This window comes from Streptosporangium sp. NPDC000239 (assembly GCF_040300765.1).
Taxonomy (GTDB): domain Bacteria; phylum Actinomycetota; class Actinomycetes; order Streptosporangiales; family Streptosporangiaceae; genus Streptosporangium.
Genome location: NZ_JBEPEI010000005.1, coordinates 251766 through 275983, shown reverse-complemented (window position 1 = coordinate 275983; position 24218 = coordinate 251766). Strand labels below are relative to the sequence as shown.

General features: G+C 71.4%; 20 protein-coding genes. 10 read left to right on the top strand and 10 right to left on the bottom strand.

Features of this window, described 5'->3' with window-relative positions; all coding sequences use genetic code 11:
- Nucleotides 1-22: 22 nt before the first annotated feature.
- Nucleotides 23-919, bottom strand: coding sequence for a LysR family transcriptional regulator (locus ABT340_RS16315; RefSeq protein WP_352011555.1), 897 nt, complete (start codon nucleotides 917-919; stop codon nucleotides 23-25).
- Nucleotides 920-989: 70 nt separating this feature from the next.
- Between ABT340_RS16315 and ABT340_RS16310 the strand changes: the two genes are divergently transcribed.
- The 4 genes from ABT340_RS16310 to ABT340_RS16295 all read left to right on the top strand — a co-directional run bounded on the left by ABT340_RS16310 (nucleotide 990) and on the right by ABT340_RS16295 (nucleotide 5794).
- Nucleotides 990-2054 carry a YeiH family protein gene (locus ABT340_RS16310; RefSeq protein WP_352011554.1) on the top strand — a complete coding sequence of 355 codons (1065 nt, stop codon included), beginning with the start codon at nucleotides 990-992 and terminating at the stop codon, nucleotides 2052-2054.
- A 117-nt stretch (nucleotides 2055-2171) separates the two neighbouring features.
- Nucleotides 2172-3110, top strand: coding sequence for a pseudouridine-5'-phosphate glycosidase (locus ABT340_RS16305; protein WP_352011553.1), 939 nt, complete (start codon nucleotides 2172-2174; stop codon nucleotides 3108-3110).
- 7 nt (nucleotides 3111-3117) lie between these two features.
- Nucleotides 3118-4068 carry a carbohydrate kinase family protein gene (locus ABT340_RS16300; protein ID WP_352011552.1) on the top strand — a complete coding sequence of 317 codons (951 nt, stop codon included), beginning with the start codon at nucleotides 3118-3120 and terminating at the stop codon, nucleotides 4066-4068.
- Nucleotides 4069-4132: 64 nt separating this feature from the next.
- Nucleotides 4133-5794 carry a hypothetical protein gene (locus tag ABT340_RS16295; protein WP_352011551.1) on the top strand — a complete coding sequence of 554 codons (1662 nt, stop codon included), beginning with the start codon at nucleotides 4133-4135 and terminating at the stop codon, nucleotides 5792-5794.
- 37 nt (nucleotides 5795-5831) lie between these two features.
- On the opposite strand, the gene ABT340_RS16290 is transcribed toward ABT340_RS16295, so the two are convergent.
- Nucleotides 5832-6719 carry an SIR2 family NAD-dependent protein deacylase gene (locus ABT340_RS16290; protein WP_352011728.1) on the bottom strand — a complete coding sequence of 296 codons (888 nt, stop codon included), beginning with the start codon at nucleotides 6717-6719 and terminating at the stop codon, nucleotides 5832-5834.
- Nucleotides 6720-7509: 790 nt separating this feature from the next.
- Between ABT340_RS16290 and ABT340_RS16285 the strand changes: the two genes are divergently transcribed.
- Together ABT340_RS16285 and ABT340_RS16280 are read left to right on the top strand one after the other, a co-directional pair.
- On the top strand, nucleotides 7510-8739 hold the full coding sequence (locus tag ABT340_RS16285) for an FxsB family cyclophane-forming radical SAM/SPASM peptide maturase (protein WP_352011550.1): 1230 nt from the start codon (nucleotides 7510-7512) through the stop codon (nucleotides 8737-8739).
- The gene (locus ABT340_RS16280) at nucleotides 8736-10082 is read left to right on the top strand and encodes an HEXXH motif domain-containing protein (protein WP_352011549.1); all 1347 of its coding nucleotides are present in this window, start codon (nucleotides 8736-8738) and stop codon (nucleotides 10080-10082) included. The genes ABT340_RS16285 and ABT340_RS16280 overlap by 4 nt, the downstream gene beginning before the upstream one ends.
- 1 nt (nucleotide 10083) lies before the next feature.
- On the opposite strand, the gene fxsT is transcribed toward ABT340_RS16280, so the two are convergent.
- Entirely contained in the window at nucleotides 10084-12621 is a 2538-nt protein-coding gene (gene fxsT / locus ABT340_RS16275) for an FxSxx-COOH system tetratricopeptide repeat protein (RefSeq protein WP_352011548.1), read from the bottom strand.
- A gap of 260 nt (nucleotides 12622-12881) precedes the next feature.
- Here fxsT and fxsA point away from each other — a divergent pair, with 260 nt between their 5' ends.
- The gene (gene fxsA / locus ABT340_RS16270; protein WP_352011547.1) at nucleotides 12882-13046 is read left to right on the top strand and encodes an FxSxx-COOH cyclophane-containing RiPP peptide; all 165 of its coding nucleotides are present in this window, start codon (nucleotides 12882-12884) and stop codon (nucleotides 13044-13046) included.
- 252 nt (nucleotides 13047-13298) lie between these two features.
- Nucleotides 13299-15275, top strand: a complete 1977-nt coding sequence (locus ABT340_RS16265) for a tetratricopeptide repeat protein (RefSeq protein WP_352011546.1) — start codon at nucleotides 13299-13301, stop codon at nucleotides 15273-15275.
- Here the strand turns inward: ABT340_RS16265 and ABT340_RS16260 are convergent.
- Both ABT340_RS16260 and ABT340_RS16255 read right to left on the bottom strand, forming a co-directional pair.
- The gene (locus ABT340_RS16260) at nucleotides 15262-16098 is read right to left on the bottom strand and encodes a hypothetical protein (protein WP_352011545.1); all 837 of its coding nucleotides are present in this window, start codon (nucleotides 16096-16098) and stop codon (nucleotides 15262-15264) included. The two genes, ABT340_RS16265 and ABT340_RS16260, sit on opposite strands and share 14 nt — an antisense overlap.
- Nucleotides 16099-16203: 105 nt before the next feature.
- Nucleotides 16204-16632: a DoxX family protein gene (locus ABT340_RS16255; RefSeq protein ID WP_352011544.1), complete on the bottom strand. Its 429-nt coding sequence runs from the start codon at nucleotides 16630-16632 to the stop codon at nucleotides 16204-16206.
- A 126-nt stretch (nucleotides 16633-16758) separates the two neighbouring features.
- Here ABT340_RS16255 and ABT340_RS16250 point away from each other — a divergent pair, with 126 nt between their 5' ends.
- Nucleotides 16759-17265, top strand: a complete 507-nt coding sequence (locus ABT340_RS16250) for a MarR family winged helix-turn-helix transcriptional regulator (protein WP_352011543.1) — start codon at nucleotides 16759-16761, stop codon at nucleotides 17263-17265.
- Between the two features lie 6 nt (nucleotides 17266-17271).
- Here ABT340_RS16250 and ABT340_RS16245 read toward each other — a convergent pair whose 3' ends face one another.
- The 5 genes from ABT340_RS16245 to ABT340_RS16225 all read right to left on the bottom strand — a co-directional run bounded on the left by ABT340_RS16245 (nucleotide 17272) and on the right by ABT340_RS16225 (nucleotide 23395).
- A complete protein-coding gene (locus ABT340_RS16245; RefSeq protein ID WP_352011542.1) occupies nucleotides 17272-17574 on the bottom strand; it encodes a hypothetical protein in 303 nt (100 codons plus the stop codon).
- A 101-nt stretch (nucleotides 17575-17675) separates the two neighbouring features.
- The gene (locus ABT340_RS16240) at nucleotides 17676-18833 is read right to left on the bottom strand and encodes an acyl-CoA dehydrogenase family protein (protein WP_502992510.1); all 1158 of its coding nucleotides are present in this window, start codon (nucleotides 18831-18833) and stop codon (nucleotides 17676-17678) included.
- A gap of 2 nt (nucleotides 18834-18835) precedes the next feature.
- The gene (locus ABT340_RS16235) at nucleotides 18836-19783 is read right to left on the bottom strand and encodes a hydroxymethylglutaryl-CoA lyase (RefSeq protein ID WP_352011540.1); all 948 of its coding nucleotides are present in this window, start codon (nucleotides 19781-19783) and stop codon (nucleotides 18836-18838) included.
- Nucleotides 19780-21819: an acetyl/propionyl/methylcrotonyl-CoA carboxylase subunit alpha gene (locus tag ABT340_RS16230; RefSeq protein WP_352011539.1), complete on the bottom strand. Its 2040-nt coding sequence runs from the start codon at nucleotides 21817-21819 to the stop codon at nucleotides 19780-19782. The genes ABT340_RS16235 and ABT340_RS16230 overlap by 4 nt, the downstream gene beginning before the upstream one ends.
- 7 nt (nucleotides 21820-21826) lie before the next feature.
- Entirely contained in the window at nucleotides 21827-23395 is a 1569-nt protein-coding gene (locus ABT340_RS16225) for a carboxyl transferase domain-containing protein (protein WP_352011538.1), read from the bottom strand.
- 100 nt (nucleotides 23396-23495) lie between these two features.
- On the opposite strand from ABT340_RS16225, the gene ABT340_RS16220 reads away from it, so the two are divergent.
- On the top strand, nucleotides 23496-24104 hold the full coding sequence (locus tag ABT340_RS16220; protein ID WP_352011537.1) for an SACE_7040 family transcriptional regulator: 609 nt from the start codon (nucleotides 23496-23498) through the stop codon (nucleotides 24102-24104).
- Nucleotides 24105-24218: the final 114 nt, after the last annotated feature.

The following is a 24218-nucleotide window of genomic DNA, read 5'->3' as shown; positions in this document are numbered from 1 at the left end:
GCCGCACGGCGAAGGGAACGCCTCACTCCCGTGCGGTCGCCAGGCTGATCCTCAGCAGCGTCGCCGCCGGTCCCGTCGGCGTACGGCCCCGCCGCCAGATCGCGCGCAACCGGCGTTCGAGGTCGATGCCCTTCGTCACGACCTCGATCAGGCGTCCGGTGGCCAGCTCGCCCTCGACGGCGTAGCCGCTGAGCACCGCCGGGGCGGCCCCCTCACCGGCCGCCCCCTTGACCGCGGCGTTGGAGCCGAGTTCGAGCCGGGGCGCGGCCACCTCGTGCCCGGCCAGCGCGCGGTCCAGGGTCTCCCTGGTCCCCGAGCCCCGCTCGCGGACGACCAGCGGCGTCGCCGCGAGCTCGGCCGCCAGCAGCGCCGTACGGCGGCGCGCCCACGGATGGCCGGGCGCGACCACGACGACGAGCCGGTCGGCCGCGACCACCCTGGAGGCCAGTCCCTGCGGGACCGAGGGACCCTCGACGAAGCCCAGCTCGATGCCCGCGCCGACCAGCCTGGCGACCTCCGCCGAGTTCTGCACGTCCAGCCCGACCTGCACCTGGGGCTCGCGGGTCTGCAACTCCCCGAGCCAGCGCGGCAGGAGGTACTCGGCCACGGTCATGCTCGCCGCGATGTGCAGATGGGCCTCCCTGCCGTGCCGTACGGCTCGCGCGCCGCGCATGAGTTCCTCCGCGGCGGCCAGCACCTGCGACGCCCAGGCCGCGATCATCACGCCCTGCGGGGTGAGGGTCGAGCCGCGCGGGGTGCGTTCGAGCAGGGGCAGCCCGAGGCGGCGCTCAAGCAGCATGATCCGCTTGCTCGCCGACGGCTGGGCGATGCCCACCGCCCTCGCCGCCTGGCCGAGACTTCCCAGGCGTTCGACGTCGACGAGCAGCCGCAGGGACTCCAGGTCGGGCAGGTCACTCATAGCCCTAGGCTATGACCTTCCAGGTAGAGCGCGGCTACCGGCCACCCCTGTCCGGTTTGAGACTCGGAACATGTCCCTCTTCCCGCTCTCCGCCTCCCCTCGCCACCGGCCCCCTGCCGGACTCCTCGCGGGCCCGCCCCAGGTCGTGGCGGTCCTGCGTCTCCTGCCCGGCCTGGCCCTGACGGCGTGCGCCGTGGCCGTCGCCCAGTGGGCGGGCCGCGCGCTGCCCGGGGTGAGCCCGGCCGTGGTCGCGGTGGTGCTCGGGGTCGCGCTGGGCAGCCTCACCACACCGCCCGCCGTGTTCGGCGCGGGCCTGCGCTTCGCCTCCCGCAGGCTGCTCCGCCTGGCGATCGTGGTGCTCGGACTGCAGGTCGCGCTGCCCGAGGTGCTGGCGCTCGGCTGGCGGCCCCTGGCGCTGGTCGCCGTCTCGACGGTCTGCACGTTCGCCCTCACCCGGTGGATCGGCCCGCGAATGGGGGTGAGCCCGCGCAGGTCGCTGCTCATCGCCACCGGCGTCTCGGTCTGCGGCGCCGCGGCGGTCGCCGCCATGCATGAGGTGGCCGACGGAGACGACGACGACGTGGCAGGCGCGGTCGGCGTCGTCGTCCTGTACGGCAGCGCCGCCCTCGTCGTCCTGCCCGTGGTCGCGCGGCTCGCCGGGCTCTCGCCGTACGGGCTCGGCCTGTGGGCGGGCGCCTCGGTGCACGAGGTCGCCCAGGTCGCGGCCATAGGCGCGACCGCCGGGGGCGGGGTGCTCGCCTGCGCTGTCATGGTCAAGCTGGCCAGGGTCGCGCTGCTCGCCCCGCTCGTCGCCTTCACCTCCCTCACCCTGCGCCGCCCGGCCTGTGACCGCAGCCGTGACCGGAGCGGGGTACGGCGCCCGCCGCTGGTGCCGCTGTTCGTGCTGGGTTTCCTGGCGGCGGTCGCGGTCAGGAGCCTGGGAGTCGTCCCCGTCGGGGTCGTCGAGATCGTCCCCCAGGTGACCGCGCTGTCGCTGGCGGCGGCGCTCTTCGCGCTGGGGACCGGGGTGGATCTCAGGACGCTGGCGCGCGGTGGCCGTTCCCTGGCCCTCGGCGGGCTGGCGACCGCTGTCATCGGCGCTATCTCACTGATCGGCGTCCTCGCCATCGGCTGATGTCCCGGTAGACGCCATCCGATATCCCCCGTAACGTGCTCTTTCTGGAACAAGCAGCTTCTTTACCCGGTTCCACTGAGCAGCCATCCAGGCAGGACGAGGAGACAGAACCCGCTCATGCGTACCACCGAGCAGCCCATCGACAGCGTGCTCCGCCCATCCGACGAGGTGGCCGAGGCACTGGCGCAGGGCGCCCCGGTCGTGGCGCTGGAGTCCACGATCATCTCGCACGGCCTGCCCCAGCCCCGCAACCTGGAGGTCGCGCGGGAACTTGAGGGGCTCGTCCGCGAGGCCGGGGCCGTACCCGCGACGATCGCGGTGCTCGACGGCGTGGCGCGGATCGGCCTGGACAAGGACGGCCTCGAACGGATCGCCACCGAGCCCGGCCTGCGCAAGCTCGGCTTCCGCGACCTGGCGGTCGCCGCCGCGCTCGGCTCAAGCGGCGCCACGACGGTCTCGGCGACCTCCTTCCTGGCCGCCAGGGCGGGCATCCGCGTCTTCGCCACCGGCGGGCTCGGCGGAGTGCACCGTGAGTGGACCGAGACCCAGGACGAGTCCGCCGACCTCGACACGCTGAGCCGTACGCGGATCACCGTCGTCTGCGCGGGCGTGAAGTCGATCCTGGACGTGCCTGCGACCCTGCAGCGCCTGGAGACCCGGGGCGTCGGCGTCGCGGGCTTCCGCACCGGCGAGTTCCCCGGTTTCTACCTGCACACCTCCGGCCGGCCCGTCGACTGGCGCATCGAGACGCCCGAGCAGGCCGCGGAGATCATGCGGGCCCAGGACGCGCTCGACGGGCCCGAGTCCGCGCTGATCGTGGCCAACCCGGTCCCGGTGGACGAGCAGCTCGACCCGGCCCTGCACGACCGGGTCCTGGCCGAGGCGCTCGCGCAGGCGCGGCAGCGCGGGGTGACCGGCCAGGCCATCACCCCGTTCCTGCTGGAGTACCTGGTCAAGGGGACGGACGGCGCCTCGCTTGAGGCGAACCTGGCCGCGGTGCGCGGCAACGTCCGCCTCGCGGGACGGATCGCGGTGGCCTGGAGCCGGGGAAACTGAGGCGATCGTGGCCGGATCGGGTCTGCTCGTCATAGGTGACGTCGTCACCGACGTCGTCGCGCTGCACGAGGGTCCGGCGCTCTCCGGACTGGCCGTCGGCACGGACACCGCCGCCGACATCGTGCTGCGCCCGGGGGGCTCGGGGGCCAACACCGCCTCCTGGGCCGCCCATCTGGGCGCGGACGCGCGGATCCTGACCAGGGTCGGGTACGACACCGGGGAGTGGCACGCCGCGGAACTGCGCCGCGGCGGGGTCAGGACGCACCTGCGCGTCGATCCCGAGCGCCCGACCGCCGTGGTCATCGCCATGGTCGATCCGACGGGTGAGCGGTCCATGCTCACCAACCGGGGCGCCGGCGGGCACATCTGCGCCGACGACTGGGAGGAGGACCTGCTCGACGGGGTCGGCCACCTGCACCTGTCCGGCTACACCCTGTTCGCCGAACCGGGCCTGCAGCTGTCCAGGCTCGCCCTGGAGCAGGCCGTGCGGAGCGGCGTGTCGATCAGCGTGGACCCGGCCTCCACCGGTTTCCTGCGCTCCTTCGGCCCCGAGCGGTTCATCAGGGAGACCTCGGCCGCCCAGCTGGTCATCCCGAACCTGGACGAGGCCCTGCTGCTGACCGGCGCGGACGACCCGGAGAGCGCCGCGGGCCGGCTGAGCCTGCGCTACGGCGCCGCGGCGGTCAAGCTGGGCCCCGGGGGGGCGTTGCTGGCGCGGAGAGGAAAGTTGACCGCACGGCTTCCCGGACTCACCGCGGAAGTGGTTGACTCGACGGGAGCGGGTGACGCGTTCGCCGCCGGTCTGCTGACCGCCCTCCTGAGAGGGGACGACGACGAGGCCGCGCTGGACGCGGGACGCCGCGCCGGAGCCGAGGCCGTGACAGCGGTCGGCGGTCGGCCGCGTATTCTCACGTCTGGTTTGGCGTCCACCGGCTTTACCCACTCTCATGCTAATTGATAGCTTGCGGCGTAGGCTGCACCATTAGCCACATGTGTCACTTTGGGGAGGTTGCGGTCCGCCGATGGATGCCGAGTCATCGATCTGCCTGAGCGATCTGGTCCCGGCCCTGCGCTGGAGCAGAGCACAGCAGGTCGCCGAAGCCCTGGCCGATCCCCGCCTGCCCGCGGGATGGTGGTCCTCGGTCACCCTGCCCAAGGCCCTGAACTCGGCCGGACTCGACTGGGTCTGCGACCGGCTGGCCCGGCTCTCGATGTCCAGATGGGACCACCTTCCCCTGAGCGACGTCCTGCCGGCCCTGCACGTGCACACCGTCGATCCCACGCTGCCCGGCTGGCCGGAACCCGCCCGCGCGGCGATCACCGGCCTCGGCGGCTGGTCGAGGCTGCGCCGCCTGACCGCGGGAGACCTGGGCGGCTCCTCCCTGCCCACCACCCCGGAGACCGTGATGACCGCGGTCTTCCGTGAGGTGCTCAGCCAGATCCCCGGGATCGCCGTCCCCCCGGCCGCCGAGTCGTCCGCGCAGGCGGAACGGCCCACCGCGGAGGCACCCGCAGCGACACCCGCGGAGGCGTCGGCAGGGGCACCCGCGCAGGCCGAGCAGCAGGAGCCGCAGGCACCCGCCGTACCCCAGCAGGCCCCCGCGCCCGAGCCGCAGGTCAGGCTCAGCGACTACCCGCTGGTCGGCCTGGTGGACAACATGTTCCGCGACTGGGGCCCTCTCGAACGCGCGGTCGCCGTCGACCGCCTGTTCGCCGTCGACCCGATCAGCCTGCGTGCCCTCGCCCACAAGCTCAACGCCGACCTCGGCGCGCTGTCGGTCGCCCAGCGCGCCGCCGAGGAACGCATCCTGCTGTGGCTGCGCTCCTCGGAGTCGGCCCCGCTCACCGGCCACATGTTCGGGCTCACCGAGTGGCTCGGCGCCGCCGCCACCCAGGAGCAGCTCATCGGTGCCGACCCGGCCCACCCCATCGAGGTGCCCACACTGCGCACCCCGCTGTGGCGGGTGCTGGTCACCCTCATGCCCGACCGGCGGCTCCAGGACGGCTGGCTCGTCGTCGGTGACCTGGGCGGCCTGCGGGACCGCACCCGGCAGCTCATGGGCGGCAAACCGGCCGACTCCGAGACGGTCTCGCTGATGGAGCAGCGGCTCGGCATCCGCACCCACTCCGCGCAGGCCTGGCTCGACGCCCTGGCCGCCAGCGCGGAGCGGGGCTCGGCCGTCCCCGACGCCGCCGCGGAGCCCGGCAACAGGCAGCTGCCCCGCCGTACCCCCGGGGCCAACGGGCACCACCACCACCGGGGCGGCCAGCCGATCCCGCAGGTGAACGCCAACGCCATCGACCCCCGTGCCGCCCTGGCCACGCTGTCGGCCCTGTCCGGCAACACCAGGCCCCACCTCATCACCAGCCAGCGCGCCCCGCTCCACCCGCCGACCAGCCCGGCCACCGACCCGAGCCGCTGGCAGCGGATAGAGGTGACCAGCGAGCACCTGCGCGGCGCCCCGGTCGCGGTGCCCGAGGGGTACGCCACCCAGCTCGGCATGCGTCCGGGCACCCTGCTCTCGGTCACCGGTCCCGGCGACAACGCGGTGGTGCTGGTGTGGCGGGACCACCCCGTCTTCGACTCCCTGCAGCCGGTGCTGATGCGCCTGAACGCGCGCCCCGGGGACCAGGTGTACGTCACGGTCGACGGCTACCGCCTGGACGCCCAGCTGCCGTCCTGACGGGCGGACGGTGGGCGGCGGCCGCCGCCCACCGGGTTCACGGGACCGGCCCCATCCGCCGTCGCAGCTCGCGGCAGAAATCCCTGGCCGTCCCCCAGAAGATGGATATCCGCCAGTCCTCGTAGTAACGGGCCACGTCCCGCTGGATCTGCAGGATGTCGGCCCTCGCGCCGGCGGGGGACGGCGCGAGCTGCACGCTCACGTGCCTGCGGCGGTTGATGCCGGGCACCGCCTTCACCAGGCTGTGGAACAGGAAGCGGAAGGTCCAGTCCTGCAGGCTGTACCCCATGAAGAGGATGGGCCTCCTGGTCAGTGCCTCCAGGATCGAGGTGGGCAGCATCCGCTGCCCGTCGGCCGCGCTGTCCAGCGCCAGGTTGGCGACGAACTCCAGGTAGTCGTCCTCGGCCAGCACGATCGAGGCCGGGTCCCCCAGCCTGCCGTGCAGGTGGTAGACGAGCGGCCTGTCAGGACGGGGGCCGCTCCCGTCCCCGGCGAAGAGGTCCTTGGCGTATGCGAGCCCGTCGTTCCAGGCGCACACCGCGACGTCGGGGCTTTTCCCCGCCGCCTCAAGCGACCGGAAGATGAAGTCGTCGTAGTTGGTCGTCAGATAAACCGGCAGCGGAAAACTCGCCAGCAGGCTGTGCGGTTCCAGCGGATCGAGGAAATCGGGGACCGCCCCGGCGTCCAGTTCCTGGCAGACCAGCCGTTTGACGTACACGGGGTCGCCGTAACGCATGGCCGCGAACTGCGCGACCCGGGGAAGGTCGTAGTCGTTGTCGAATGGATAATCCCACCGGCGTGCCATGTTCCGGCTGAGCGCCGTCCCCGTGGGAAGGACACCGGCGCAGGCGCCCGACCCGAGAAACGGTGTGCAGTCCCCGTGTTTCAACTGGTCGAGCAGTCGTTCCCACTCGGCCTCCCCCATGTCGTGCACCTAGGGCACCACCTCGAAGACCGGGATTCCAGCGGAAACGGCTCCCCGGCGGCGCGTTTGCGCCGGTAGGGCACCCCTCCGCCCGTGGAGCGCGCCGCCTTGCCGTACGGCAGGGGCGGAACGCGGCCGCGCCTGTCCTCTCGACCGCCGTGAACGTCCGGGGGTGCGGGAGGGGTTCACATCAGGCCTCTTCCCCGTATCGCGGCCCCGGCGTTTTCGAGTTTTTCCCGGCGTTCGGTCAACGAGACGCGGGACCTGGGGAGCGATCGGCCTCTTCTCGACGCCGTGAATATATGATCTTCACGCCCCATCGCGCCTCACATTCAGGTTTCGGTCAACCAAAAGCACACCACGACGCTATTCAAGGGAGCCTGCACCTTTTAGTGGCTTACGCGATTCTGTAATACCCCATCCCGTAAATCAACCTTCGGCGCCGGCGGCGCTTTCCTCGGGGAGGAGGACACCTCACCACGGAGAGAGGGATCCACTTCCGTGGCCTCGCGGCACGCGGGGCCCACTTCCCGAGAACGGGCCCAGGCGCCCGGAAATCACTCTATTTTACGAAATATCCTGTATACCCGTACAACATACTTACCGATGCCAACTCCACCCCCACCGGGAACTTCATCCCGAACAGCGGCTCACGTCCCGATCGGAGCGCCGCGAATTTCCGCACAGGCGTTCGGCCCGCCTCTCCTCAATGACCCCGGGCACTTTCCCCTATGCTGTAATCCCCCTGAGGCGTCACACGACCTGGTCTCGAAGCGGAGGCTGATCAGCGGTGCGCGAGTGGCCTTCGAATCTGGATGTCGAGGGTCTGACGGCCGGAGGCTGGCAGCCGACTCCGTTCCGCCAGTTCGTAGTCAAGATTCACAGCCGTTGTGATTTGGCGTGCAAGTACTGTTATGTGTACGAAATGGCGGATTCAAGCTGGCGTGACCGTCCCAAAGTCATGTCAGCCGAGATCCTCGCCGCCACGGCGGCGAGAATCGGCGAGCACGTCCGCGCCCACGACCTCGACGCCGTCGAACTCGTCCTGCACGGCGGCGAACCGCTGCTCGCCGGTACGGAGCCGATCCGCGAGATCGTGACCCGCGTCCGCTCGGAGACGGCTCCCGGCACCCACCTGAAGGTCAGCCTCCAGTCCAACGCCACCCTGCTCGACCTTCGCTACCTCAGGCTCTTCGACGAGCTGGGGGTCCGGGTCGGGGTGAGCCTCGACGGCGACGAGGCGATGCACGACCGCAGCCGCCGCCGCGCCAACGGCCAGGGCAGCCACGCGGCGGTCATGACGGCCCTCGGGCTGCTGACCTCGCCGGACTTCCGGCATCTCTTCGGCGGCCTGCTGTGCACCGTCGACCTCAGAAACGACCCGGTCGGCGCCTACGAGGCCCTCGCCGCCTTCGATCCGCCCGCCGTCGACTTCCTGCTTCCGCACGGCAACTGGTCGGCGCCCCCGCCCGGCCGGGAGGCGGGCGCCTGCGGCACACCGTACGCCGACTGGCTGATCCGGGTGTTCGACCACTGGTACGGTACGCCGCGCCGGCGCACGGACGTCCGGCTGTTCGGCGAGATCATCCACCTGCTTCTCGGCGGCTCCTCCGCGAGCGAGCAGGTGGGGCTGTCCCCGGTCGCGATGGTGGTCGTGGAGACCGACGGCGGCGTCGAACAGTCCGACCTGCTCAAGTCGGCCTACCAGGGCGCTCCCGAGACGGGCCTGCACGTGACCCGCGACCCCTTCGACGCCGCTCTCGCGCTGCCCGCGATCGCCGCCCGCCAGATCGGCGCCCTCGCGCTGGCCGCCGAATGCCGTCAATGCCCGGTGGGCGGGGTGTGCGGAGGCGGGCTCTACGCGCACCGTTACCGCGCGGGCAGCGGCTTCGCCAACCCGTCGGTCTACTGCCCGGACCTGCTCCGCCTCGTCGGGCACGTCAGGAAGACCGTGGAGAAGGACCTGGCGGCCCGGGTGGGAGCCGCAGCCGAGAGAGCGCGAGACGAAGGAGCACGATGAACCTGCGTGAACACCGGATTCCGGAGGAGATGTTCGCCGAGCTCGCCCGGGGCGGCGGCGGGACCGCGGCCGTCACGTGCCTGGCCGCGGCCCAGCACAGCAAGCACGTCCTCCTCGTGCGCGGGGTGCTGGAGGCGGCGCGGGCGTGCGGTCATCCCGAGGCCGCCGCCACCCGCCGCGCCTACGACCTGCTGGCCACGATCCAGCGCGCGCACCCCGGCGTCGTCAACGCCGTCGTCCGCCACCCGGCGGTGGGCGCCTGGGCACGGCGTACGATCAAGGCCCTTGAGTCCGGGGATCCGGAGGCCGCCCCCGCCCGGCTCGCCGCGCTCGCCGCGGTCGCCGCGATCCGCTCCGGCACGACCTGCGACATCGACGTCCCCGCGGTCGAGGGGGTGGTCACCCTGCCGTCCCTGGGACAGGCCGTCCTGTCGCCGACCGTCTCCTGCGTGACGGTCCAGTGCGATCCGGAGTGCGCCGAGGTCGCGGCAGAGGGGGTGATCGTCCGCATTCCCGCCGACCCCCGACAGGACGCCCCCGGATGGCGGGGGATGCGGGAGCTGTCCGCGGAGACGGACGGCACCCCGATCAACGTCGTCATCGACGACATCGACCCCTACCGCATGCCGGAGACCACGAACATGGGCGAGCGCCTCACCCAGGCCGAGGCGAGGCGCTGGCAGGAGACGCTGCACAGGGCGTGGGGCCTGCTGGTCCGCCACCATCGGACCACCGCGGATGAGGTGGCCGCGGCCATAACGGTGCTGACCCCTCTGCGGCCCCCGGCGCTGGGACAGTCGAGCTCGACCTCCAGGGAGACCTTCGGCTGCGTCGCGCTGTCGACCCCGCCCGACGCCTCGACCCTGGCCGTCACCCTGGCGCACGAGACCCAGCACGCCAAGCTCTCGGCCCTTCTCGACCTCGTCCCGCTGACCATGCCCGACGACGGGTCGCGTTACTACGCCCCCTGGCGTGAGGATCCCCGCCCGGTTCCCGGTCTTCTCCAGGGCGCCTACGCCTATCTGGGGGTGACCGACTTCTGGCGGCGTCAGCGGCACCTGGAGACGGGCCAGGCCCGGGTGCACGCGGACGCCGAGTTCTCCCGGTGGCGTGAGGCCGCCTCCATGGTGGCGCGGACCCTCGTCGGCAGTGGAAGGCTGACCGCCCCGGGCAGGACCTTCGTCACCGAGATGGCGCGCCGGCTCGACGGCTGGGCGGGTGAACCGGTCCCCGCGGGCGCACGGGCGATCGGTGAGGAGCGCGCGAGCCGCCACCGCGCGCGCTGGCTCAGGAACAACGGGCGGGCGGACATCTCCCCCGTGCCCCCTCCTGCGGGCACGTGAGTCACAGCGCGGGCGGGTCGAAGTCGAAGTCGAGCCGCTCACCGCGCATCGCCACCTTCACGTCGGGATGCTCGTTGGTCAGCACACGCTGGTAGCGCTCGAAGGTGTCGACCGCCAGGATGTCGGCCCATTCCTGCTCGCCCTCGGCGCGCAGGTCCGCGATCAGGTTGATGGCGCAGGCCAGGGTCAGCGGATGGTCGGTGCCCAGCAGCGCCCGCAGCTGCTCCAGCGTCCGTCCGCCCAGCTCTCTGGCGGTGTGCGTGTCGCCCTGGGCGGCCAGGTCGCTGGCCAGGTTGATGGCGCAGGTGAGCGAGTAGTGGTGCTCCCTGCCGAGTCTCACGTCGAAGCCCGCCAGTGATCTGCGGTCGAGTTCCGCGGCCTCGTCGACGTCCCCGTTGACGCGTATCAGCAGCGCGAGGTTCATGTCGCAGCCGTACTTGAAGGGATGGTCTCCGCCGTAGATGCGGGGGTAGCGGTCTGCGGTGTCCCGCAGCAGTTCGAGCGCCGCGGTGACCTCCCCCGTCGCGCGCTGCGCGTTGGCCAGGCACAGCGCCGCCGCGAGGGTGTCGGGATGGTCCCTGCCGAAGGTGCGCTCCTCGCGCTCGAAGGTCCGCTGGGCGATCTCCAGGGCCTCGTCGGTGAGCCCCGCCCTGCGTTTGGCGATGGACAGGTCCTTGGCCGTCCGCAGGGTCCAGGGGTGGTCGCCGCCCAGTTCCTGGACGCCGAACTCGTAGGCGTCCTGACCGAGGTCGCAGGCCTCCGAGTAGTTCCCGCTGAGCCTGACGACACGGGCGAGGCCGTTCCAGGAGGCCAGCACGTTGGAGGTGCTGGCGTCCGAGTTGGCCAGGCTCTGCAATCTGTAGGCGTTCTCCTGGAGTTTGCGCGCCTCGACGTAGTTGCCCAGCAGGAGATAGTCGATGGAGAGGTTGTTCATCGCCCGCAGGGTCCGGCGGTGGCGAGGACCGAAGACGATCTCGTGCTGGCGCCAGGACTCCTCATCGTGCCTGAGCGCGGCGGCGAAGTCTCCCCGGGTCCGCAGGTCGCCGCCGTGGCTGTTGGTGAGCAGGAGAGTCTCCTCGTGCTGCTCGCCGAGGATCGTCCGCATGCGGTCCAGGGTCCTGCGGTTGAGCTCGTAGGAGGCGCGGTAGTCACCGAGCTCGCGCAGGACGATGCCGAAGTGCCGCTGCGCGGAGAGCACGTACTGGTCGTCGGGACCGCTGTCGGCCCGCCACCTCTCGATGAGACGGCCGACCAGGTCACTGGCCGACTGGTAGCTCCCCGAGGAGTAGAGGTAGCGCACCATGTCGAGGGCGAACCCACGGATGCCGGGCTTGCTGCTGCTCTCCACGTCCGCGGGCGTCACGTGCCCCAGCAGCTGGGAGTATCCCTGCCACAGGGCGTTGTCGTCGGGAAGACCCGGCGCCGCCGCCGCCAGAAGCAGGTGCGCCTCGTCGCGGTAGGCGGGATGCTCTCGGGGGTCGAGGCCGTCGCGCAGCAGCGCCTGGACCAGCCGGTGGACCTGGATGGTCCGCGCGTCCGAGTCGATGCGCGCCAGGGCGTAGCGGCCGAGTTCCCTGATCGCCTTGCTCAGCAGGATCGGGTTGGCCAGGAGCGCGCCGAGCTTGGAGTCGGAGGCGAGGTCCTCGGGCAGTCCCTTGAACACGTCCCTGGGGATGGGCTCGGGACCGAAGAAGGCGCAGCATCGCAGCAGTTCGACCGCCTCGGGCAGCTTCGCCTGGAGCTGCGAGACCGACAGCGACCACGCCGCCGTCATGGACAGCGGGTAGTCCGAGGGTTTGTTGGCGTCGAGCAACTGGGTCGTCTGCTCACGCAGCAGCCGGAAGTACTCCTCGACCGACATCCCGGTCTCCGCCTGCAACGCCCCCGCCTGTTCGAGGGCCAGCGGCAGATCTCCCAGTTCCTCGGCCAACCGCTCCGTCTCCTCGGCGCCGACCTTCCCCGGCAGCCGCTTGCCGAGGAACTCGACGCTCTCCTGCCTGCTGAACACGTCGACGGGCAGGGTCTCGACCACGCTCCCCCACGAGTGGTTGCGCGAGGTGATCAGCACGTGCCCCGGCCCTCGGGGCACGATCTCGTTGATCTCCTCCGGCTGCTCGGCGTTGTCGAAGATGAGCAGCCACTTGGAGTACGGCCTGCCCCTGCGCAGCGCGTCGAGCACGGCGGTGAACGCGTCCTCGATCCCGGTCGTGGTCAGGGACGGCAGGCCGAGGTGCGGCGCGAGACCGGCCAGTGAGGAGCGCACCAGTATGGGTTGGTCCGCCGGAATCCACCAGACCACGTCGTACTCGTGGCGGAAGCGCCAGGCGTACTCGATGGCCACGTGTGTCTTGCCCACTCCGCCGAAGCCGTGCAGGGCGTGGGGGACGACCGCGGTGACGTCGGACGTGACCGACTCGTGCAGTCTTTCGAGCAGGCTCTCCCGGCCGGTGAAGTTCTTGTTCTGCTGCGGCACCTTGCCCCAGACCTGGGGCTGGCGTCCCGGTGTCCGGGAACCCTCCGACGATTGTGCAACGGACACGCGACCGCCTCCACTCGCCCGATCCGAGATGAGTTTAGACTTCCGAACACGGCGCGCACCCATACAAAGAGGCCAGACTCCCGTTTCAATGCCACTAAATATGTTTTAGGGAGCAAATCGCCCGACTTCTTTGGTGAGCGCGGGTCGCCGGTCCCCCGATGTTAGGAGCCCCCGGCCGGACATGGAAGGATGACCGGGTAAGCCGAGCGGGCGGAAAACGGCACGGACGCCGGCCTCGCCTCCAAGCGCCAGGAGTCCAGATGAGCGAAAAGGCCACAGATTTCAGCAACGGCCTGATTGACGTCACCTCTTTGAACCTCGCCGACCTCGACCGGGTCGACGACTCTCGCCTCAGCCAGGCCTTGCGGCGCCTGCTCGACACCGAGGAAACCGGTCCGGTCGCCGGTTTCCAGTCGGCCATATAACACCGTTCCATCCGGCCGGGAAACGCGCCCGGCGGCCGTGGGGCCGGGTTTTCCGAACCCGGCCGACGGCGATCGCCCCTCCCTCCGGCGAAGGAGACCCGAACCGATCCCCCCGGCGACTGGCCCGCCCTTCTTCTCCGCCTTATCGTGCGAAAAGCCGCTCCATCCCGAACGACCGTACGGCTCGATCTTCCTGGCCACCGCGCCGGAGCTCCCCAACGGCCCCGGCGGAGACAAGAACGGACGGGCGCCATGACGGACCCGGCGCAGGTGAGAGGTGAACCCGTCCAGCCCTACGTGGGGCTGCGTCCCTATCTGCGGGCCGACCACGCGCGTTTCTTCGCACGCGAACGGGAGACCCGTGAGGTCGCGACCATCTGGCAGGCCGCCGGGCTGACCGTGCTGTTCGGAGCGTCGGGGGTCGGCAAGACCTCCCTGCTGCACGCCGGGGTGCTGTCCCGCATCGAGACCGAGCGGGCGGACGTGCTGCCCATCGCCCGGGTCTCCCCGCGCGGGTTCTCCACCAGGGGAACGGCCAACCCGTACGTCCTGGCGCTGCTGTCGGCGTGGGCGCCGGACGAACCGTTGTCGGTGCTCGCCGGGCTGACGGTCTCCGAGTTCCTCGCCGGGCGCCCCGAGCGGACCGACCGGTACGGTGACCCCGTGCCGACCCTGGCGGCCGTCGACCAGGCCGAAGAGCTGTTCGGCGGCTCGCTTCGCGGGGAGGAGGACCGCGGCGCCCTGCTCGCCCAGCTGGTCCAGGCCGTGGACGAGCATCCGGGACTCCACCTGCTGCTGTCGCTGCGCGAGGAGCACCTGGCCGCCGTGCTTCCGTACGAACGCCCGCTGGGCCGGGGGTCGCGGGCGCGTTTCCACCTGTTGCCCTTCACCCCCGCCGCGGCCCTGGACGCCGTGACCAAGCCGATCGAGGGCACGGGGCGGTTCTTCGCCAGGGGCGCGGCCGAACTGCTGGTCAACGACCTCCAGACGACCGTGATCGCCAACGACGAGGGGGACCGGACCATACTGACCCTGAAGTCCATAGAGCCGGTCCAGCTTCAGGTCGTCTGCTCGGCGCTGTGGGAGTCCCTGCCCCCCTCCCTGCGCGAGATCACCTCCGAGCACGTGAACCTGCACGTGAACGTCGACCGGTTCCTCACCGGGTTCTGCAGGACGGCTCTCGACGCCGTCGCCGCCGAGCACGACGTGCCCCCCGCGGAGCTCGGATACTGGCTGCGCAACGCCTTCGTCACCGAGCACGGCACCCGCAACACGGTCTACGAGGGTCTTCAGGAGACCGCGGGCATGCCCAACGCCGTCGCCAGGGCCCTGGAGGACCGTCATGTCCTGAAGGCCGAGCACCGGCTGGGAATCCGCTGGTACGAGCTGCAGCACGATCGTCTCATCAGCTCCGTCCGCGGGCCGGAACGCCCCGCCTCCTACCTCAGGGACGCACGGGAGCTGCTGGCCAGGCAGAGCTGGGAGAGCGCGGGAAGGCTCGCCGAGGAGGCGGCTCGTGTCGCGGAGTTCGACGAGGTGTGGGTGCGGGCGGAGGTGAAGGCCATCCTGGGGGAGGTCGCCGCCGCCCGGGGCGAGGTGGAGACCGCCCGCGCGCACCTCAGGGAGGCCGCTGAGACGTTCGCGGTGCTCCAGCGCTTCGACGGGGTGGCGCGGGCGCTGACCGCCGACGGGCGGCTCAGACTGGCGCAGGGTGAGTACGCCGAGGCCGTCGACGTGCTCAAGTCCGCCCTGTCGTGGGCCCCGAACGACATGTTCGTCCAGTCGGCGCTGGGGCAGGCCCTGTGGTGGCTCGGGCAGCCGCTCGCCGCCCTCGCGATGCTCAACGGAGCGGTGAACCTCGCCGGGGAGCCGCCGGTCGAGGCGCTGGCGTTGCGCGGTGAGATCCTCGCCGATCTGGGCAGGTCCGATGAGGCGTTGCGTGACCTGAACCGGGTGCGGCACCACCAGCGGGCCGGCACGGTCGCGGCCAGGGCGCTGGCCCTCGCCCAGGCGCAGCGGCTCGACGCCGCCGAGCAGGAGATCCTGGACGCCACGGGCGCGGAACCGGGCAACGGGCCGGTGCTGCTTCGGGCCGCACGGGTCAACGCGCTGCTCGGCAGGACGGGGGTCTCGGCGGATCTGGCCGCCCGCGCGCTGGAGGCGGGCGATCCCGGGCTGCCGCCGCACCTGCGCGGGCAGGCGGGACAGCTCCTGCTCAGGTCCGCCTGACGCCCGGCGCCGGGTTCTGCAGGGTTCGCTCCCCGGCCTCCGCCGCGTCGGCGGGGAGAACGGGGACCGGGGGGACGTCGTGCCGGGCGGCGTTCCAGATGTGGTCGAACTGCTCGACCCAGTATCCGTACCAGCGCTCGTCGCGCCCGCGGGTCAGTTCCAGGTGCATGCGGGAGGAGGTCGAGAGGTTGTGGAAGCCGTGGATCTCCACGATCACCCGGCCCGCCGGGGTGTCCGGGTCGAGGAGCACGAGGCTGAAGCCGGGGCTGTAGGACAGCAGGCGGTAGTCGAAGGCGCCCGGGGTCTTCCAGCGGCTCATCAGCCGCAGCCGTTCCATCGTGGTCTCCAGCGCGGCGGGCAGCCGCTGGACGGGGAACTCGACCGACTCGTCGAGCTGCCTTGACGCCTGTCTGACCGACGCCTCCTCGCGGGGGTCGAGGATGACGATCCTGACCCTGCCGTTCTCGCGCCGCAGCACGCTGTTGCGCAGGATCTCGCAGGTCTGCGCCGACAGCAGGTTGACGGCCGAGGGGGCGAAGACCCGGACGTCGCGCACCCCGGCGAACAACGACGCCGCCGGGACCGTGTCGTAGACCGACCGGTCGTACAGGACGCCCTCGGCCATCTCGGGGGTCTCATCGGGAAGCGAGCGGTAGATCAGCAGGCCGAGCCCCGACAGCAGCACCGCCCATCTGAAGTCGTCGTCCAGCCTGTCGCTGAAGAGCGAAACCAGGGCGTAGAGGACTGCGACGACGGTCAGGGCGTGGGCGTCGATGTTCCGCCGCTTCCTGAGGTCGCCGGCGACCCGCCGCAGCCATCCCACTTCGCCCCCCGGCTCCTTGGTCGTCCCCGGTCGTGGTGCCGATTGTCGCCCGCACCGGACCGGCGATCCATGGAGCCGGAGGTGACATCCAGGTTCGGCGGGCCGTCAGGAGACGCCGGCCGTACGGCGCCGCTGCCAGAGGTCGTCGAGGGCGAGAGCGCCACCACCGCTGAAGGCGATGGCGAGCAGGGCGCAGATCAGGGCCAGGACGAACTCGTAGCCCCCCTTGGCCGCGTCGAAGCCGTTGGCGCCGTGGACGAAGACGATCGCCCCGAGCATGTCCAGGACGAGCAGGATCGCGGCGATCGGCAGGGCGGCGCCGAGAATGAGCGCGATGCCGCCGACCAGCTCGATCACGGCGACCGCCGGTGCCGCCAGGCCCGGCAGCGGTACGCCGATCTGCTCGAAGAAGGCCGTCGTGCCGCTCAGGCCCATGGTGGCGAACTTCTGCCAGCCGTGGACGACGAAGATCACTCCGACGCCGATCCGTGCCAGCAGCAGCGCGATCGGCCTCGCACGCTCAAGCCAAAACATGAGGACTCCCCATGGTCGTTCGAATTTGAACCACCACCTTAACTCCCTGGTTCAAATTCGAACAACCCATACACTGGAAAAGTGGCGGACACGAGATGGTTGAGTGAAGGTGAACTGGATGCCTGGATGGCCTACCTCAGGGCGACGCACCTGCTGGAGCGGCGCATCGAGGAGCAACTGAAGGCCGACTCTGGACTTACCCATCCCCACTACGAGATTCTCGCCAAGCTCTCGATCGCGCCGCAGCGGCGGCTGCGCATGAGCGACCTCGCCCGCAGGCTGGTCGTCTCGAAGAGCGGGCTGACCTACCAGATAGGGCAGCTTGAGAAACGAGGGCTGGTCGAGCGGATGGACTGCCCCTCCGACGAACGGGGCGTGCTCGCGGTGCTCACCGACGAGGGAGTGCGCTGCCTTGAGAAGACCGCGCCCGGCCATGTGGCCGTCGTCCGCGCCTTCCTGATCGACCAGCTGACCCCCGAGGAGTTGGCGACCATGGCGCGCATCATGTCGAAGGCCGCCGCGGCGATGTCCCCGAACGGCTCGCACGGTTCACCGCCCGGCTCCCCAGGCGAGTCGCAGGGCGGCTCCCCGAACGGAGACCGGCCGAGCCCGTCACAGGCCGGCCCCACCTGAGGGACCTCACCCCCGCCTCGCACGCCGTACGGCGAGGGCGATCAGCCGCATCTGCACGGGCGGCGGCGGGGTCAGCGGCGCCGCGACAAGAAGGGCCTCCAGCATGCCCGCAGACCCCCCACACTCCATGGACCCCCGGTACACCGGCCGGGTGCAGGAGCCGTGGTCGAGGAGCCAGGCGAGCAGCGTCCGGTCGGCGAGGGCGGTCACCGGCGGTGCCGCGACCGCGACCAGGACGGCGCACCTCTCCCTGTCACGGGCCGTGTCCGTCCTGACCGCAACCGGCTGAAGACGCCTGGGAACCTCCATGAGGTCAGCCCGGCACGGAAACGTGCGGATTCCGTGCGGGAAACGTGGAGATCACGCACCAACCCCGGCGCCGCCGTCCTGGCGGCGCCGGGGACGGGGTCTCACAGGCTGGACAGGCCCAGCTCACGGGCGATGAGCATGCGCTGCACCTCGCTGGTGCCCTCGCCGATCTCCAGGATCTTGGCGTCGCGGTAGAAACGGCCCACCGGGTACTCGTTCATGAAGCCGTAGCCGCCGAAGATCTGGGTGGCGTCGCGGGCGTTGTCCATGGCCGCGTTGCTGGAGACCAGCTTGGCGATGGCCGCCTCCTTCTTGAACGGCTCGCCCGCCAGCATCCGCTCCGCCGCGTGGTGGTAGGCCAGGCGGGCGGTGTGGGTGCGGACCTCCATGTCCGCGATCTTGAACTGGATGGCCTGGTAGTGGCCGATCGGGTGGCCGAAGGCCCGGCGCTCGTGGACATAGCGCAGGCACTCGTCGACACAGCCCTGGGCCAGGCCGACGGACAGGGCCGCGATCGCGATGCGGCCCTCGTCGAGGGTCTGCAGGAACTGCGCGTAGCCCCGCCCCCGCTGGCCGAGGAGGTTGGCCGCCGGGACCCGGCAGTCGGTGAAGGACAGCTCACGGGTGTCGGAGCAGTTCCAGCCGACCTTGGAGTACTTCTTCGAGACGGTGAACCCGGGCGTCCCCGAGGGGACCAGGATGGTCGAGATCTCCTTCTTGCCGTTCTCCCGCTCCCCGGTGATGGCGGCCACGCCGACGACGCCGGTGATGTCGGTGCCGGAGTTGGTGATGAACGCCTTGGAGCCGTTGATCACCCACTCGTCCCCGTCGAGCACGGCCGTGGTCCGCATGCCGCCGGGCACGTCCGAACCGCCGCCGGGCTCGGTCAGGCCGAAGGCGCCTAGAATCTGGCCCGAGGCCAGGCGGGGAAGCCACGTGGCGCGCTGCTCGTCCGTACCGAAGCGGTAGATCGGCATGGCGCCCAGCGAGACCGCGGCCTCAAGGGTGATGGAGACGCTGGAGTCGACCCTGGCCAGCTCCTCAAGGGCCAGGCAGAGCGCGAAGTAGTCGCCGCCCATACCGCCGTGCTCCTCCGGGATCGGCAGGCCGAACAGGCCCATCGCGCCCATCTGCCGCACGATGTCGTAGGGGAACTCCTCGCGTTCGTACAGGTCCCCGATCACCGGGGCCACCACGTCGCGGGCGAACTCCTCGACGGTCTTTCGCAGGTCCTCGTATTCCTCAGCGAGCTTGGGCATCGTCACTCCTTGACGTCCGGGGCCGTTCCCAGGGCCTGTACGACCCGGGAGGGGCTGGGGCGGCCGAGCCGCTCAGCCAGCCAGGTGCTGGTCTGCACCAGCGAGGGCAGGTCGAGCCCGGTCTCCACGCCGAGACCGTGCAGCATCCACACCAGGTCCTCGGTCGCGAGGTTGCCGGTCGCGCTCTCGGCGTACGGGCAGCCCCCGATGCCGCCGGTCGAGGCGTCGACCACGGTCACGCCCTCGCGCAGGGCGGTGAGGGTGTTGGCCAGGGCCTGGCCGTAGGTGTCGTGGAAGTGCACCGCGAGCCGCTCCGGCCCGCCGAGGTCCCCGGCCAGGGCCCCGATGAGGGCGGCCACGTGCCCGGGGGTGCCCACTCCCACGGTGTCGCCCAGCGAGAGCTCGTAGCAGCCGAGGTCCAGGAGCCTGCGCCCGACGGAGACCACCTGGGCCACGGGGGTCGGCCCCTCCCACGGGTCGCCGAAGCACATCGAGACGTACGCCCTGACGCGCAGGCCGTTGCCGAGCGCCCGCGCGACCACCGGCTCGAACATCTCGAACTGCGACTCAAGCGTCCGGTTCAGGTTCCTGTTCGCGAACGTCTCGGTGGCGCTGGCGAAGATCGCGATCTCCTCGACGCCGTGTTCGAGCGCCCGGTCGAGCCCCCGCTCGTTGGGCACGAGCACCGGGTAGCGCACACCGGGCACCCGTTCCACCCGTTCCAGCAGTTCGGCGGCGTCGGCGAGCTGGGGAACCCACTTCGGGTGCACGAAGCTGGTCGTCTCGATCACCCGGTGGCCCGCGGCGGCGAGCCTGGCGACGAACTCCGCCTTGACCTCGACCGGGACCGTGACCGCCTCGTTCTGCAGCCCGTCGCGCGGGCCGACCTCGTAGACGGTGACCCGCTCGGGCAGCCCCCGTGCCTCGATCCTGTACGGCTCACGCATCATGCCCGGTCCTCCCCGCCCTCGCCGGAAGCCTCCGCGACGTCGACGACCGCGAGCACGGCGTCCATGTCGACCGCCTGTCCGGCCCTGACCCGCAGCTCCGTGACCGTCCCCGCGGCCGGGGCGGTCACGGTGTGCTCCATCTTCATGGCCTCGACGACGAGCAGCGGCTGGTCCCGCTCGACCCGCTCCCCGACCACGGCCTTGACCAGCAGTACCGTTCCCGGCATGGGGCTGCGGACGACTCCGTCGCCTCCCGAGCCGGCTCCCGCCCGGTCTCCCGGGTCGCCCAGGTGGTGGCGGGTCAGCGCCCAGGCGTCCCCGTCACGCCCCAGCCAGAGCGTGTCCTCGGCCCCCTGGGCCCAGCCGTAGCGCCTGCCGACCCCGTCCAGCGTGACCAGCAGGTCGCCCCCGTTCAGGGAGAGGCTCGCCCGCGCGGTCCTCCCGCCGGGCAACCGGACCTCGGCGCCGCGCGCGGGCAGCCCGCGCACCCCGACCTCGACGACCTCGCCCCGGTTCTCCAGCCGCCAGACGGTCCAGGCGGCTCCGCCGAGACGCCAGCCGTCCGGCACCTCCCAGGGGTCGGCGACCGCCGGTACGGCGGGCGTCCGCCCGTGGTGCAGCAGCAGCGCCGCGGCGACCGGCACGTCCTCGGGCAGGCCCTCCTCGGGCAGGAGGTCGTCCAGGTTGCGTTCGACCAGGCCGGTGTCGAGGTCTCCGGCGACCACCTCGGGGTGGGTGACCAGCGCCCGCAGGAACGCGACGTTGGTCGGCACACCGAGCACCGCGGTGGCGGCGAGCGCCCCGTCGAGGCGCCGCAGCGCGCTGTCCCTGTCCGGTCCCCAGGCGACGATCTTCGACAGCATCGGGTCGTAGCCGCTGCCGACGACCCCGCCCTCGGCCAGGCCCGAGTCGACCCTGACCCCCTCGACGACTCCCTCGGGCTCGCGCAGCGCCAGCACCCGGCCTCCGGTCGGCAGGAAGCCCCTGGAGGGGTCCTCCGCGTAGACGCGGGCCTCGACGGCGTGGCCGCGCAGCCGTACCTGGTCCTGGGTGAGCGGCAGAGGCTCGCCCGCCGCCACCCTGAGCTGCAGTTCGACCAGGTCGAGGCCGGTGACCAGCTCGGTGACGGGGTGCTCGACCTGGAGCCTGGTGTTCATCTCCATGAAGTAGTAGTCGCCGGTCGTGCCCTGCACGATGAACTCGACCGTCCCGGCGCCGGTGTAGCCGACGGCCCTGGCCGCCTCGACGGCCGCCGCGCCCATCCGCGCCCTGGACTCCTCGTCGAGCAGCGGGGAGGGCGCCTCCTCGATGATCTTCTGGTGGCGGCGCTGGAGGCTGCACTCGCGCTCGCCCAGGTGGACGACGTTGCCGTGGGCGTCGGCCATCACCTGGATCTCGATGTGCCGCGGCCCCTCGACGAACCGTTCGATCAGCAGGGTCGCGTCGCCGAACGCCGCCGCGGCCGTACGGCGGGCCGACTCCAGGGCCTCGGGCAGTTCGGCGGCCGAGCGCACCAGCACCATGCCCTTGCCGCCGCCACCCGCCGAGGGCTTGATCAGCGCCGGGAAGCCGACGCGGCCCGCGGCCTCGGCGAGGTCGTCGTCCGGTTCTGCGCCGCCGGGCACGACGGGCACGCCCGCCGCGGAGACGGTCGCCTTGGCGCGGATCTTGTCGCCCATGGCCTCGATGGCCTCCGGCGGCGGCCCGACGAACACCAGGCCCGCCCGCGCGCACTCGCGGGCGAAGGCGGGGTTCTCGGCCAGGAAGCCGTATCCGGGGTGCACGGCCTGGGCTCCGGTCGCCGCGGCGGCGGCCAGGATCCCGTCGATGTCGAGGTAGCCGCCGCCGAGCCGTACCGCGACGTCGGCCTCCCTGACGTGGCGGGCGTCGGCGTCGGCGTCGCTGAAGACCGCGACGGAGCGGACGCCGAGCCTGGAGAGGGTGCGGATGACGCGCAGGGCGATCTCACCGCGGTTGGCGACCAGGACGGTGCCGAACATGCCGCGCGGGGCGGGTGCCTGGGTCACAGGTGTCATGAGGTGATCACATCCGGAAGACGCCGTAGCCGACGGGGTCGAGGGGGGCGTTGGCCGCGGCCGACAGGGCCAGGCCGAGGACCGTTCTGGTGTCGAGGGGGTCGATGACGCCGTCGTCCCACAGGCGGGCGGTCGAGTAGTAGGGGTTGCCCTGCTCCTCGTACTGCCTGCGGATGGCCTCGGGGTCGGCGCCGCCGACCGTGGAGAGCACGTTGGCGGCCTGCTCACCGCCCATGACCGAGATGCGGGCGTTCGGCCACATCCACAGGAACCTGGGCGAGTAGGCGCGGCCCGCCATCGCGTAGTTGCCCGCCCCGAAGGAGCCGCCGACGACCACGGTGAACTTCGGCACCCTGGCGCAGGCGACGGCGGTGACCATCTTCGCGCCGTGCTTGGCGATGCCGCCCGCCTCGTAGGCCCTGCCGACCATGAAGCCGCTGATGTTCTGCAGGAAGACCAGTGGGACGCCCCTGCGGTCGCACAGCTCGATGAAGTGGGCGCCCTTGAGCGCGGACTCGGCGAACAGGATGCCGTTGTTGGCGACGATGCCGACGGGGTGGCCGTGGATGTGGGCGAAACCGGTGACGAGCGTGGAACCGTACTCGGCCTTGAACTCCAGGAAGCGGCTGCCGTCCACGACGCGGGCGATGATCTCCCGCACGTCGTACGGCGTGCGGGTGTCGGCCGGGACGATGCCGTACAGGTCGCGGGGGTCGTGCGCGGGTTCCTCGACGGGGACGCGCTCCCAGGGGGCGGGGGACCGTGGGCCCAGGGTGGCCACGATGTCGCGGACGATCCGCAGCGCGTGCGCGTCGTCCTCGGCCAGGTGGTCGGTGACGCCGCTGACCCTGGCGTGCAGGTCGCCGCCGCCGAGTTCCTCCGCGGTGACCTCCTCCCCCGTGGCGGCCTTGACCAGCGGCGGGCCGCCCAGGAAGATCGTGCCCTGGTTGCGGACGATCACCGCCTCGTCGCTCATCGCCGGGACGTAGGCGCCGCCTGCCGTGCAGGAGCCGAGGACCGCGGCGATCTGCGGGATGCCGCGCGCCGACATGGTCGCCTGGTTGTAGAAGATGCGGCCGAAGTGCTCCCGGTCGGGGAAGACCTCGTCCTGTTTGGGGAGGAACGCGCCTCCCGAGTCGACGAGGTACAGGCACGGCAGGTTGTTGTGGAGGGCGACCTCCTGGGCCCGCAGGTGCTTCTTGACCGTCACGGGGTAGTAGGTGCCGCCCTTGACGGTGGCGTCGTTGGCGACGACCACGCACTCGCGCCCGGAGACCCGGCCGACGCCGGTGATGATCCCGGCCGCGGGGGCCTCGTCACCGTACATTCCGGTCGCGGCGAGCTGGGAGAGCTCAAGGAAGCGCGAGCCCGGGTCGAGCAGGGTGCCGACGCGGTCGCGGGGCAGCAGCTTGCCCCGGGCGACGTGCCTGGCGCGTGAACGCTCAGGACCGCCCTCCCCCGCGGCGGCGACGCGCTCGGCCAGGTCGGCGACGAGCCGCTCGTTGGTCTCCGCGTTGCCCTTGAACCCCTCACCGCCAGGATCGCAGGCGCTTCGCAGCACCGGCCAGCCACTCATGCGAGCCCCCTTGTCCGGGCCGTCCCCGACTCCGTCGTCGCGGGTTAACGGTCGCTAACGTCACCGCCGATGTTAGTCACCATTAACGTCAGCGTCTACCATGCGAGATGTGACAACCGCTCGGACCCCTGCCCGCAACCGAGGGACGCGACGCGTGGAGATCCTGGACGCCGCGGCCCAGCTGTTCGCGGCGCGGGGCTTCCACGGTGTCTCCATCGAGGACATCGGCGGCGCGGTCGGCGTCTCCGGCCCCGCCCTCTACCGGCACTTCAGCGGCAAGGAGGCGCTTCTCGCCGAGATGCTGCTCGACGTGAGCGAGCGCCTGCACGCCTCGGCCGCGGACCGGGTGACGACCGCCCCCGGCCCGGAGGCCGCGCTGGACGCCCTGCTCAGCGGCCAGATCGAGTTCGCCCTCAGCCATCCTTCGCTGATCACCGTGCACGACCGCGAGCTGGGCAACGTCCCCGAGCCCGCCCGGCGCCAGATCCGCAGGCTCCAGCGCCTCTACGTCGAGGAGTGGGTCACGGTGCTGAGCGAGCTGCACCCCGCGTGCCCGCCCGCCCGCCTGCGCGCCGCGACGCACGCCGTCTTCGGCCTGCTCAACTCGACCCCGCACAGCGCGGGCGAGCTGCCGGGGGAGGCGATGGCGCGCCTGCTGCTCGGCATGGCCCGTACGGCCCTCGCCACGCTGAACGACGACGAAAGTTAGCGTTCGTTAACAGTGGGGCGAACGGGGCCGTACGTCCCGGACGTCCGGGAAGGAATGCGTCTTCTTTCGGCCCCTCACTCTTCCATTGATACGCCCAGCCGAAACCTAAGCATC